Here is a 12,860-nt window from a genome sequence, read left to right as displayed (position 1 = left end):
TGGATGCAACCACATACAAAAAGGGTTTTTTTCGTATGCATATGCATAATGTTATTTGTATCCCTTGCAAATGCTGCTCCAGAAATCAGCACCGGTGAGATATTCATTCAGCACTACGATTTGTCCATCCTGCTATCCCTCTTTTTGTTCTCACTTTTAATAGTTGCTCTGAAAATAGGACCCATTCGCACTTTATCCAACATGCTACATGGAGAGAAATATCCCTTTCATGACTTGAAAATAGCTCTTGCAGATACTGATCTGGGAGTGTGGGAACTGGATATGGATAAAGGTACTCTCAATGTAAACAAACGTTGGGCATGCATGCTTGGATATGAGCCTGAAGAAATAAAACCTCATATATCATTCTGGAACAGACTGGCCCATCCGGATGACTGGAAAAACCTCTTCTTTAACAGCTTTCATGAATCCATAGATCAAAATGATAATTTCAGGAATGAGGTCCGTATGCTGGCTAAGCACGGCGTATGGAAATGGGTTGCTGTAAATGGCACTGTTGTTCGCCGGGATGCACAGGGAAGCCCCCTCAAGATCATTGGTACCCAGCTCGATATAGACCATATAAAAAAAGCTGAGAAGGAAATAGCCCATTCCGAACACAAATTCAGGACATTGTTCCATAGTGCCAATGACTCGATCTTTATTCAGGATATGGATATGATTATCCTTGACATGAATGACGCTGCCTGCAAACGTCTGGGACACAGCAGGGAACAAATGCTTGGTACAAAACTCCTTACCATCACTTCCCCGGAATTCCTTTCTAAAGAACAGGAAATGCAAAAGGAATTGCTAAAGAACAGGTATTCGGTCTACGAAACCTCATATATATGCAATGACAAGGACACTGTGCCTGTGGAAGTCAGCAATCGTGTAATATATTATGAGAATCGTCAGGCTATTCTAAGCATAGCAAAGGATATAAGCCGGTGCAAAAGAGTTGAATCCGCCCTAACTCAGTCAGAGAATAAATTCCGGTACATTTTTGACAATGTAAACGATGAAATATTCATGCAGGACATGGATTTCAACCTGCTGGAAGTTAACCAGGTTGCCTGCCAAAGACTCGGATATACGAAGGAAGAACTCTTAAAACTTCGGCCTGAAGACATCGAAACTTGCGATAATTCCCCTCTTATCAAGTCCAGGATGACAGCCATAAACCATTTCAATCACGGAATTTTTGAATCGGAACACCTGCGAAGAGATGGCACAACTTATCCTGTGGAACTTAGTAGCAGCATTGTAGAACTTGATGGAAAAAAGCGCATACTTACAATAATAAGAGATATTACAGAGAGAAAAGAAGCAGAGGCTGCTGTTCGTAAACATGAGATAGAAAAAGAGATGATACTTGACGGCATGGAGGAGCATGTTGTTTACCATGACCTTGACCTGAGAATATTATGGGCAAACAAGGCAGCATGTGACTTCTTTAATAATGAGCACAGTGCCATTATAGGCAAACTATGTAATGAAATATGGCCTGTAGGAGTTGATAGCAATGGAAATTGCGCTATCATGCAGGCTAACATCAAGGGCATTTCCAGGGAAGTTGAAAGGACCACGCCGGATGGCCGGATATGGAGTGTGAAAGGTTACCCTTTGAAAGGACCCCGTGGTGACATCAATGGAGGTATTGTGGTAACTCTTGATATCACTGAAAGGAAAAAGGCTCAGGAGCAAATACAGAAGTTCAACCGGGAACTGCTGAGGATGAACGAGGAACTTAAATCGGTAGATAGGATCAAAAATGAGTTCCTGGCAAATCTGGGCCATGAGCTCAAGACGCCGCTTAGTTCTGTGATCGGTTATAGTGAGCTGCTGGATTCATTGACACTGGGAGAACTCAACGAGGTACAGAAAAAGGCTTCTGAATCAATATACAGGAACGCAGAGAGGTTGCGCAGCTTGATAGACTCCTTGCTTTATTTGAGCTATGTGAATTCAGGGAAGATAGAATACAATTTCGAGCTTATGCATATTGGCAGTTCCATAGACGAGGCCCTTGCTAAGATTGCACGGAAATTAGAAGATAAAGGTATAACAGTAGATAAAAGGATCTCACATGGGCTATCTTTCATGAAAGCTGAACCGGAAAAGATCCAGGAGTTGCTGCATAACATACTGGATAATGCGATAAAGTTCTCACATGAAGGTGGAAAGATCGAGATATCTGCTTATTCTGAGGAAGAGGATATACTCAAAATAGAAATATCTGATCATGGAATAGGAATACCTGAGGACCAGTTAAACAGCCTTTTTACACTTTTCCACCAGATAGATAGCTCTATGAACCGCAGGTACGGTGGTACTGGAGTAGGCCTATATATTTGTAAAAATATCATAATGGCACATAATGGCGCGATATGGGTTGCCAGCAAGGAAGGCAAAGGCACTACTATACATGTGTCTCTTCCTTTGAAGGGGAAGACTGTTGACAGAAAAGAGTATATAGACCTCACTGACAATTAAACTGACAATTAAGAGAACATGGTGCTATGCTTCTTTGTAGCATAAAATATCCTTAACTTCGTATTATAAAAATCAGGCAGTGTCAACACCACCATCATTGCCAAATTGGAGAGTTTATTTGAACTGGACGACCGTTGGAATCGCATTATTTCTCCTGTACTGGATGTTCGTATCGTATCTGAACAGGAAAGGTATCCTTGAAAGACACAATATCACAAGTTATGGCCCATTGTTGATGATCAGAACTACCAGGGGGCTTCAACTACTTGACAAGTTAGCAGTGCCCAAAAAAGCCTGGAGACTATTTGCTGATGTCGGTATACGTCTCATGTTCATAGGCATGTTCGCCATGCTGCTCATCGTGATACTTTCAGATATTGCCATGCTTTCATCTCTGGGTAACAATACAATGCCTGAACCCAATAAGTTCAATGAGGCACGCAACATATTCCTTATCCCCGGTGTCAATGAGTTCATACCATTTACATGGGGCTTGATAGCACTCGTTGTGACCCTTGTGGTACATGAGTTCTCCCATGCCATTCTGTGCAGGGTGGAAAACATCAGGGTTAAGTCAATGGGCATACTGCTAGCCCTCATACCAGTTGGAGGGTTTGCAGAACCAGATGAGAAAGAACTTTTTGGTACCGAAACAGCTGAAAAAGAAGGCGAGAAATCAGGTGAACGAATATACTCCAAGGCAGCCACGCGCCAGCAAAGGGCACGTATCCTTGCAGCAGGTGTCATGGCTAACTTCGTTGTTGCACTTATCGCATTTACTCTGTTCTTTGGTCCCGTGCTTGGTGCAATTGCACCTATTGGTAACGTAATGATAATGGATGCGCAGGGTGAGGCTTCTGCTGCCGGGCTGGAGTCCCAGATGATCATCACCCAAATAAATGACAAACCTGTCGACAACATAATAGGAATGCTTGAATATCTTGATACATTCCCAGACGGCGAAACAGTCACATTGTATGCTTCAAAGGATAGGATCACCTCTGCCTATGATATCAAGGTCGGGTCTGTGGCAGAAGACATCAGTGGCGTTCTTATACAGGACATAGTATCTGAATCTCCCGCAGAGGCTGCAGGCTTACAGAAAGGCATGAGGATAATAGAGATGAACAGTGTCCCCATGCGAACTGTTTATGACTTCCGGTATTTCATGAACACCACATCTGCAGGCCAGTCTGTGACGATGGTGCTTGCTGACAATACATCAGGAACAGTTGAGTTAACACTTCAGCTTGCATCGCATCCCGATGAGGGCGATGAAAAGGGTTTTTTGGGAGTATATACCGGCCAGGATGAAAATGTGGTTACCCGCCTTGGGATCACAATAGGAGAATTCCCTGCCACAACTTATCTCTCATTGCTTCAGAGTATCCCTGATATGCTAAAAGGAATTGCTGGCTGGCTGATCCTGCTTGGATTGCCTATTGTTGGGTTTGCAGGAGAAGGTTTTCCTGGATTCAGTGGGATGCTTGCTAATTTCTATACACCTGCAGGATGGGCTGAACCCTTAGGAATTGGTATATTCTGGATCGCCAACTCGCTGCTATGGATAGGCTGGCTCAACTTTTATGTGGGCTTGTTCAATTGCCTGCCTGCAGTACCTCTTGACGGAGGGCACATATTCAAAGATTACACAAAGGCCTTTATCTACAGGCTGACAGGAAATGAAGAGCGATCACTTCGTCTTTCTGCAGCCGTAACTGCAACATTTGCAGTGCTGATATTCATGTCCTTTGTGTTCATGGTATTCGGACCATATTTAGTTCATGGTCTCTGGTGATGGATATCCTGGATGTGATGACACGTGAAGCACATGTATTTCTGGCGTATTGCAGTTGCCAAATACATTGCATCCGTTTTAGTCATTTTTTCATTGTACCTGTCTGTCTTCATTTATCTCATGAGGATGGAAGGCAAGTTTGAATATGCGAACGTTATTAACGGCGTTTACTGGCTGGTCTGTACTGTTACGACAGTCGGCTATGGCGATATTACACTTTCTTCAGATGCGGGAAAACTCTTCTCGATATTAGTCCAGCTTTCCGGTATCCCACTTGTCTTTGGTTTGCTCTTTACATGGTTGCTTATTCCATGGATGGAAAAAACGGTAAGACCAGCTATTCCTATCAAAGTTTCTGAAAAACTGAACGATCATATAATGATATGTGGCTATAACAAGCTTGTAGAAACATTGATAGAAGAACTGCAGGAGAAAAATGTTCCTTATATAATTATCGAGGACGATGACAAACTTGTAAGAACGCTCATAAAGAGAAATATTTCATGTATTTTCGGTAGTGCCTCTGAAGAAACTGCACTTAAGAATGCCCACATCGATACGGCACGTTTCCTGATCGCCAATAAATCTGATGAGATCAATGCTACCATTGTTCTCACAGCAAGGGCCATGAGCGAGGTGAACATCATAGCCATTGTCGAGAATGTGTCAAATGCCAAGTACCTCAAGTATGCAGGTGCTAATCGTGTACTGTCTCCTAAGCAGCTTTTTGGAGATTTCATTGGCAGAAAGGCAGCGGATCCTTTTGTGGGAAGGCTGACCGGCACAACTGAATTCTTTGAAGGTGTAAGTATTGTGGAATTCCCTATATATCCGAAAAGCTCACTGATGGGAAAAACATTGCGCAGTGCTGCTATAAGGGAAAAGACAGGTGCCAATGTAGTGGGTATATGGAATGGGGGTAAGCTCACATATGATGTATCACCTAATGAAAGGATAAGGGTAAATTCCGTATTGCTTGCTATTGGTACTATGGAACAGCTTTCCAGGCTTAAGAGATTGACCCAGGAATACCAGGGAATCAATAACGGAGAAAATATATGAGGGAAAAAGGCCATCTTATCGTCCTTGGATACGGGGATGTTGGAAAAAGGGTTACTGAGGTCCTCAAGAGGAATGATCTGAAGTTTCTGGTAGTAGATGCTCGTCCCGGGATATTTGAGAATGTTGACTTTGACTTCGTTGTTGGTAATGCAACTTCTGAAGATGTACTTAAGAAAGCTGATGCTGAGAATGCTTCCACTATCATCGTTTCCCTCAACGATGACAATGATGTTATATTCGCAACCCTTATAGCAAGGAACCTCAACCCTTCGGTCACAATAATGGCAAGGGCCAACTCCTACAAATCAATTGACAAGATCTACAAAGCAGGTGCAGACTACGTTCCATCCATATCCATCGTTGCCGGGCAGATGCTTGCAAGAATGACCTCGGAGTGTGTACAAGATGCATGTTATCTGGTGGACGAAGATATCAGGCTCTATGAAGGGATAGATATCGAAAAACACCGTGTGAGAGATGGTGATCCACTTGTCGGTAAGTCTGTCAAGGAACTGGATATCCGCGCAACGGTCGGGTGTACGATAATAGGGGTAGAAAGGGACAGTAAGGTTATCACAGACATCACTCCATCACTTATGATCCAATTAGGGGACGTTATTGCTGTTGTCGGTGGTAAGGCAGAGATAGGCATGTTCAAGAAACAGTATCTGAAAAATTAGGCATGATGATACCATGGAGCCACTGACATTTGCAATAATGGTATTCTTTTTGTCCATGTTGTTCTCCATGATAGGTCTTGGGGGTGCTATAGTATATGTACCCATTTTCTATTGGTCAGGATTCGACTTGCTGAGTGCCATACCCATGGGTTTGCTGTTGAATACTGCAACATCTGCATCCGCAGCTCTTACATACCTGCGTAAAAAGCTTGTGGAATTGCGTGTAGCCATGCCATTTCTGATAATCTCTATGATGGCTGCACCTGTAGGTGCTTATTGTACAAGTTTAGTACCCGTTGGTATATTGCTTGGTATATTCAGCATCATTATGGTACTGGTAGGTACACAGATGCTGATACCAGAAAAAAAGGTCTTTTCAGGAGGCAGGAAAGAGCACATTTATTCTCTTCCTCTAATACTGACAAGTGGATTTGTAGTAGGTTTTGCCGGCGGGTTGTTGGGAATTGGTGGCGGTTCCCTGGTAATGCCACTATTGATCTATCTGGGATACGAGATAAAAAAGTCTGCTGCCACTTCCGGACTTATTGTATTGTTCACTTCTCTTGCCGGACTCATTGCACATCTTGGCTCATGGCAACCGGACATGCCGCTTGTGATCTATGTCACAATTGCAGCTCTTTTAGGTGCACAGGTGGGGTCTTACCTCATGCACACCAGAATGGAACCGGAAACTTTGAGAAAAATGGTTGGTCTGGTATTGTGGATCATGGCTCTGAGAATGTTAGGCGGTCTGATATAATCCATTCTGATGGAAACCTTTAAGAATTTAATCGTAATCAAATGTTCCATAAGTGGGCTCGTAGGGTAGCCAGGATATCCTAATGGGCTTCGAAACCCAAGGTGAAGATACCCATTGACCCGCGTTCGAATCGCGGCGGGCCCGCCTGATTATCATCTGGTTTATTTACAAAGAGGCAACTTTCCGCAATAGTATATATGCCCGCAGTCGCCCTCTATGTTTAATCTGAAGGCAAGAGGATGAACCTGTACTCCTTCTTCAAGGGCATGGCCAAAAGCAGCAGCGAACTCCGGGTCTATTTTCTCATGTACTCGGAAACAATGTGCTTCCTGTCGGAAAACCAAATCAACATCATGGCTTTATCTCCGGCTTGCACGGCCTTTATGAGTTCTTCGACATGTCTTTTTCCACGTATTGTGGGAGCATCCGGAAACATCGCCATATTATTTTCAGCAAGGGTGCATCCTTTCACTTCAATCCATGTTCTGTGCGCTGCTCCCACAAGCAGGTAATCCAGTCTGCTTTTTCCAAAAACCTGTTCAGGAAGGATTTTTTCTATGCATTCAAGACCTTCGATGACCCGGTTCTCCAGAACCCAGTGGGAAATCTGCCTGTGATATCCGGAATGAGTCAGAACGAAGTTATCCCCAGTTTTGCCTGCAATAAGATCCCACCCTGTTTTCCTGTTCTTTCCGGCAGCCTTTTTCAGCAGCACATGATTTCCGGGATAAAGTATATCCTCAAGCCTTCCGGGATCATGGATGTGTACCTTTTCCCCTTTTAATTCTTCAGGGCTGACAATGTCCACTATTCCCAGAAACCGGTTCGGCCTGGAAACCAAAATTCCCTCTGCATCCAGAGGAATATCAAGCACGTGTTTTTTGCCGTATTTCATATTCATGTCTCTCTAAAGGAAGTTACTGAAGCCAAATAAATGTTAAGGTACATGTTCCGGGATTCAGAAAGACCCGGAGACATGGAGTGGTACCTTTCCGACCACATAGGCAGCACTTCCCTGATGGTGAACGAGAATGGACTTGAGGTCGAGCGTACAGAGTATTTCCCATACGGCCAGATACAGTCAGGTGGCACCGAGAAATACGGCTTTACCGGCCAGGAAAATGACGCCGATACTGAACTTATGTACTACGGCGCAAGGTATTACTCACCAGAGTACAGGTTCTTTGTCCAGCCGGATACGATGCTGCCTGATCCGTATAACCCGCAGGCACTGAACAGGTATGCTTATGCTCTGGATAATCCGGTGAAGTATACTGATCCGAGGGACATGTACCACTTGACACTGTTGTAGATGGTCTTTTCCTTTTGTATGATGGAGGAAAATACTTACTGAATCCATCTGAAGAAAACCGGAACAACTTGGAATGGAGTGGTGCGTCAGCTGTAGTTCCATATGTTCCTGGCCGCTATGTAAAACCACTCCTGAAATATGTATCTCCATCCGATCTTTCAAAAATAGGTAAATATGCTCCTGATGCATTGAAATACCTTGGCTACTCTGATGAGTTTGCGTATGCAGTGAAAAGAGGAGATACCATTCACACAGCTACAAACGCAAGAGATAAGACCATATGGCTTGCTGAAGGAAGCGTGGAGCAAAACTGGGGTTGGAGTCATATTGTTGACAAACATATATTAGGAAAATCTGGGAACGAATTCTCAAAAGCATTTGGAAGCCAATACAATGATATGGGGAAATGCCAGGATCTTATAATGGAAACTGTAGAAAAAGGAACTTACATAAATGATCCTCAAAATGGTGCAGCTTTTCTAATGAAAGTTGACGAACAACACTACCTTAAGGTAGCAGTCAATGAGCACGGATCAATTACCACAGCACATCCAATGGGCTTGGATGATGCCAAAAATGAAATAACTAATTATGGAGGGTGAACAATGAATGATAATAAGTTTCACGCAAAAATACTACAAGTAAAATCATATATCGATGAATTCGGACATACTTATGAACAGATGATACTAGTAGAATCGACAAGAGGTGAGATTTTTTGGATTTTTGACCCAAAAATAATTTGTGATAAGCAAATGGAAGGACAAATGGCAATACTTGAATTTAATGTTTGGCAGAATGCTGACCAAATAAATATTTTCAAATTAGAGACTAAACAAAAGAAAATAGTGCCCCCTAAATGTCTTTATGATCGAAATTATCCCAATTACTCTACAGTGTTTTATGGAGAAATTGTTGGGAAAGAACATGAAAAGAACTCTAATCGCCAATTTACAGTAGACGTTGGTTCTGGCATCATTAGAATTCTTGCTCGTGAAGCAGAATACAACAGTTTCTTGATTGGAGATTATATAATGATCGAGGGGGACATCGTACACTTATCAGAGGTAGATGGCAGAAGAATCTGACACGAGAAATACTGGTACGATGCAAACGGTCAGAGGGTCAAGAAACAGAACGCAGATGGCGAGTTTAGTTACTACGTCAACAAGTTATATGAAGTGGATGACAGCACACCCACCAGCTACTTCTTCCGTGATGATGAGAGGATAGCCAAGCAGACATCCAGAAGCATGCAGTGGTACCTGTCCGACCACATAGGCAGCACTTCCCTGATGATTGATGAAAGCGGCCTTGAGGTCGAGCATACAGAGTATTTCCCATACGGCCAGATCCAGTCAGGCGGCACCGAGAAATACGGCTTTACCGGCCAGGAGAATGATGCTGATACTGAGCTGATGTACTACGGCGCAAGGTATTACTCACCAGAGTACAGGTTCTTTGTCCAGCCTGACACACTACTGCCTGACCCGTATAACCCACAGGCGTTGAACAGGTATGCTTATGCCCTAGACAATCCTGTGAAGTATACTGATCCGACAGGTCACTACATTGAAAGTGGCATTGATATAGCATTCCTCATAATGGATATCAACGATATCCGTACCGGAAATGCAGATAAGTGGACTTACATCGGTCTTGGAACCGATGCCGTATGCCTGGCTTTACCGGGCGTGACGGGCGGCAGGCTTGCCGTGACAGCTGTGGAGGAAGGGGTTAGCCATGCGGATGATGTTGGGGATTTGTTTAAGCTGCTGGATAAGACGGCGGGTATAGAGAATAAAGTGGGTGATGCGATTGATTCTGGAAAAGCTTTGAATAAAGTTAATGATGCTGTTGGTACCTCAAAGTATTTTGTAAAAGCGGATAACCTTGAAAAGGCCAGAGAATCGTTGACTAATTTAGATTTAGATCCTAAAGTAAGAACTAACATAAACCGATTTTTAGCCGGAAAAAATGACTATACCGATTTTACAGTAAAATTTGAAGATGATGGGAGTTACTTAGTCACTGCAACAAAACCTGGAAATGTTCCAGGCTCTTATGCAATCTATTATAAGCAAATATCCTCCGATGGAGTTACAAATAAAGTATGGAAAGAAACATTTGACCCTAAAGGAAATTTAGTTCACAATAAAATCAAGAAGGAGTGAGCAAACCTATGGTAGATTTGAAAATGCTTGAACTATATAGAGATTTGCAGATTTCAATCAATGAATTCGATAAAACTACATATAGTTTCGCTCCCCCAGAATACTATTGGTCAGTAGAGATATGTAAGGAGCATGTAATCAATCTATTAGAAAAGTATAAAAAGAAAGATATTACACATGCCGAAGTAGTTTCCTGGGCAAATTTCATTTTATTTTCTGAATGGTATAGATATTGCGAAAAATATCAAGACAGAATTGCATATATATTAGATAAGCTGGAAGAAATAGATGAACAAGGAAAAGAACTCACCCCTAAAAAGGTTGAAATCTTTATTTCATTTTTAAAAGGTGAATTCGATTTCGAAGACTTAAAACAAATAAGCAATATTCAATAAAAATATCAGAAGGAATGAGGTGTACCTCTTCAATAATCTAGGTAGCATTTCCCTTATAGTTGATGAGAATAAGCTTGAAGTTTGAACACTGAGTATTTCCGGTATGGCCAAATCCAAGCGGCAGACTTGCCGTGACAGCTGTGGAGGAAGGGGTTAGCCATGCAGATGATGTTGGGGATTTGTTTAAGCTGCTGGATAAGACGGCGGGTATAGAGAATAAAGTGGGTGATGCGATTGATTCTGGAAAAGCTCTTAATCACGTTGGAGACGCTGGAAATGTCTTGAATCAGTTGCCGAACTTTAAAAATGCTAAAATTGATTCAAGAAAAATAACTGATTATGCTTTAAACCCGAATCATCCACGAGGTTCAGATAAAGCCAGAGTTTTTAAGAGTGCTCTTGGCTATGATCAGTCAAATGCTGATGATTTGATTGAACAGATCTATGCGAAACTACCAGAAAGTCAGGCTAGTGTTGGTGAATTAGATGAGTTCGGACAAAGATATACTGTAGACATAGCGATAACTGGTGCAAATGGCAATGTTGCTACTGTCAGAACAGGTTGGATTTTGGATAAGGGGTCTGATAGTCCAAGATTAACAACGCTGGTTGTAAAGTGAGGAATTAAAATGAAGTTTTCAGAACTGGATGTTGTAAGAATAAAGAAAGACGTTCCTGAAAAAGGCATTAAGAAAGGAGATAAAGGCACCATAATTGTTGCTTTTAGTAAACCTCATGAAGCTTACGAGGTTGAGTTTTGGGATAACGTATATACTCCTAAACAGGTGGTGCTTTTGCCAGATGAGATAGAAAAAGTAGAAGAAACGTAAATAAACATCAGACAGGTGAATGCCAACGATGCCATAATTCCCTCTTATGGACACTCTATGGCACCATCTCATTCTCCTGTTGCTTATATTGTAAACGGCCATAGAATCAAGAAACAGAACTCCAATGGTGAATTCACCTACTACATCAACATCCAGAACTACTGGATGTTTAAATCTTCTGAGTGCTGCTGTTTTATTTATGTATTTTTCTAGCATATTAGAAAGGCTGCCAGAATAAAGTAGTTTAATATATTGAACACTCAAAACATCAAACCAAAATACTTACTGCATAGTAACTTACTATCCAGTAAAATCTATGACCACGTGAAGAACTCTTCCAGCTTCAAGAGATATACAACGCTCCTTCATTGTATTCTACGGAAGAAGGCATGACGGAAAACGGAGTTAAGCAATTTGTAAAACCGAATTACTGAAGGCTGTACTTTAAATAGCCTTTCAATAGATCGAAAGAGCCTCATCGACACTGATTATGTCTACCTCTATCAGCTGGCTGACTTTCTCCTTCACACTTAACAGTGAACGTTCATCCATTGTTACAAGGGGGACTGCATACTCGTATGCAAGCACAACTATGGGGGCATCCTTTGGCTCTATGCGCAGGGCGGTTGCCAATGCACAGTATTCAGGACGACTGCGTACTTCTTCCAGAACCATCATTTCAAAGTCAAGTGGCGTGAATGTAGTCTTGACAAAAGGTTCCCTGAAAATGGACCATATAGCTGTTTGAAGCTCATCCAGGTCATATTTTTTTCTGTTACCTTCTCTTTGTACATTGTCTGTGACTTCTATTGCAATGTATGGAGAGACTACAGGTTTCAGATCACCCGACAGGACTTTCTCTATAAGTGAAACACATTTCTCATCCGTTTTCAGAAAAGCATGGATCCATATACAGGAATCCAGGACTATCATTACTGCTCCTTAAGGTCCCTGTGAGCCTGTGCGTATTTCCTGTCAACAGAATTACGGGAACTTTCTATGGAAATATCAACTTCTTCTTTTGCAGTACCTTTGCCAACACAAGCAAGCATTTCCAGCGCTCTTTCTGCCGGCATGGGCTCTTTCCAGGCACAGCGCATTATTTCTGCAGAATGACTTGCCTCCCTGAACAGTTCTGACCTTCTCTGGCTCAGATCAAGGTCCTCGAGGTAGTGAACTATTGCTTTTTTCACAAGCTCCTCCCTTGAGTGGGCATATCCGTCCCTGACCCTTGAATCTACCCTGCGGGCCAGATATTCACCGATATTTACCTCTGCAGCAGTTCCTGACATCTTGTGAAGATATTGTATCAACCTAAATATAAATTCTGTTATTTACTTAACCGAAAGTGGC

Annotated in this window: 14 protein-coding genes, 1 tRNA gene and 1 pseudogene; 13 read left to right on the top strand and 3 right to left on the bottom strand. The window is 42.4% G+C overall.

What is annotated here, in order from left to right; all coding sequences use genetic code 11:
* Positions 1-3 precede the first annotated feature (3 nt).
* The 6 genes from ACCM36_RS01050 to ACCM36_RS01025 all read left to right on the top strand — a co-directional run bounded on the left by ACCM36_RS01050 (position 4) and on the right by ACCM36_RS01025 (position 6,940).
* Positions 4-2,496, top strand: coding sequence for a PAS domain S-box protein (locus tag ACCM36_RS01050; RefSeq protein ID WP_370571841.1), 2,493 nt, complete (start codon positions 4-6; stop codon positions 2,494-2,496).
* Positions 2,497-2,614: 118 nt separating this feature from the next.
* Complete coding sequence (locus ACCM36_RS01045) at positions 2,615-4,294, top strand: site-2 protease family protein (protein WP_370571840.1); 1,680 nt, start codon at positions 2,615-2,617, stop codon at positions 4,292-4,294.
* A gap of 33 nt (positions 4,295-4,327) precedes the next feature.
* Positions 4,328-5,356, top strand: coding sequence for a TrkA family potassium uptake protein (locus ACCM36_RS01040; RefSeq protein ID WP_370571891.1), 1,029 nt, complete (start codon positions 4,328-4,330; stop codon positions 5,354-5,356).
* Positions 5,353-6,036, top strand: coding sequence for a TrkA family potassium uptake protein (locus tag ACCM36_RS01035; RefSeq protein WP_370571839.1), 684 nt, complete (start codon positions 5,353-5,355; stop codon positions 6,034-6,036). Before ACCM36_RS01040 ends, ACCM36_RS01035 begins: the two co-directional genes overlap by 4 nt.
* 13 nt (positions 6,037-6,049) lie before the next feature.
* Positions 6,050-6,796: a sulfite exporter TauE/SafE family protein gene (locus ACCM36_RS01030; RefSeq protein WP_370571838.1), complete on the top strand. Its 747-nt coding sequence runs from the start codon at positions 6,050-6,052 to the stop codon at positions 6,794-6,796.
* A 54-nt stretch (positions 6,797-6,850) separates the two neighbouring features.
* Positions 6,851-6,940 (top strand) — tRNA-Arg (locus ACCM36_RS01025).
* A 17-nt stretch (positions 6,941-6,957) separates the two neighbouring features.
* Here the strand turns inward: ACCM36_RS01025 and sfsA are convergent.
* Positions 6,958-7,691 (bottom strand): annotated as a pseudogene (sfsA, locus tag ACCM36_RS01020) (DNA/RNA nuclease SfsA).
* 39 nt (positions 7,692-7,730) lie between these two features.
* Here sfsA and ACCM36_RS01015 point away from each other — a divergent pair.
* The 7 genes from ACCM36_RS01015 (at position 7,731) to ACCM36_RS00985 (ending at position 11,507) form a co-directional block, all read left to right on the top strand.
* A complete protein-coding gene (locus tag ACCM36_RS01015; protein WP_370571837.1) occupies positions 7,731-8,108 on the top strand; it encodes an RHS repeat domain-containing protein in 378 nt (125 codons plus the stop codon).
* 14 nt (positions 8,109-8,122) lie between these two features.
* Complete coding sequence (locus tag ACCM36_RS01010; RefSeq protein WP_370571836.1) at positions 8,123-8,710, top strand: hypothetical protein; 588 nt, start codon at positions 8,123-8,125, stop codon at positions 8,708-8,710.
* Positions 8,711-8,713: 3 nt separating this feature from the next.
* Complete coding sequence (locus ACCM36_RS01005; protein ID WP_370571835.1) at positions 8,714-9,196, top strand: hypothetical protein; 483 nt, start codon at positions 8,714-8,716, stop codon at positions 9,194-9,196.
* Between the two features lie 93 nt (positions 9,197-9,289).
* A complete protein-coding gene (locus tag ACCM36_RS01000) occupies positions 9,290-10,282 on the top strand; it encodes an RHS repeat-associated core domain-containing protein (RefSeq protein ID WP_370571834.1) in 993 nt (330 codons plus the stop codon).
* Positions 10,283-10,290: 8 nt separating this feature from the next.
* Positions 10,291-10,677, top strand: coding sequence for a hypothetical protein (locus ACCM36_RS00995; protein WP_370571833.1), 387 nt, complete (start codon positions 10,291-10,293; stop codon positions 10,675-10,677).
* A gap of 131 nt (positions 10,678-10,808) precedes the next feature.
* Positions 10,809-11,297: a DUF6883 domain-containing protein gene (locus ACCM36_RS00990; RefSeq protein WP_370571832.1), complete on the top strand. Its 489-nt coding sequence runs from the start codon at positions 10,809-10,811 to the stop codon at positions 11,295-11,297.
* Between the two features lie 9 nt (positions 11,298-11,306).
* Positions 11,307-11,507, top strand: a complete 201-nt coding sequence (locus ACCM36_RS00985) for a DUF4926 domain-containing protein (protein WP_370571831.1) — start codon at positions 11,307-11,309, stop codon at positions 11,505-11,507.
* 456 nt (positions 11,508-11,963) lie between these two features.
* On the opposite strand, the gene ACCM36_RS00980 is transcribed toward ACCM36_RS00985, so the two are convergent.
* Positions 11,964-12,440, bottom strand: a complete 477-nt coding sequence (locus ACCM36_RS00980; protein ID WP_370571830.1) for a PIN domain-containing protein — start codon at positions 12,438-12,440, stop codon at positions 11,964-11,966.
* Positions 12,440-12,799, bottom strand: a complete 360-nt coding sequence (locus tag ACCM36_RS00975) for a hypothetical protein (RefSeq protein WP_370571829.1) — start codon at positions 12,797-12,799, stop codon at positions 12,440-12,442. The genes ACCM36_RS00980 and ACCM36_RS00975 overlap by 1 nt, the downstream gene beginning before the upstream one ends.
* Between the last annotated feature and the right edge of the window lie 61 nt (positions 12,800-12,860).

This window comes from Methanomethylovorans sp. (assembly GCF_041305605.1).
GTDB lineage: Archaea > Halobacteriota > Methanosarcinia > Methanosarcinales > Methanosarcinaceae > Methanomethylovorans.
The sequence above is the reverse complement of the archived record's forward strand: the minus strand, read 5'-3'. Positions and strand labels throughout refer to the sequence as shown.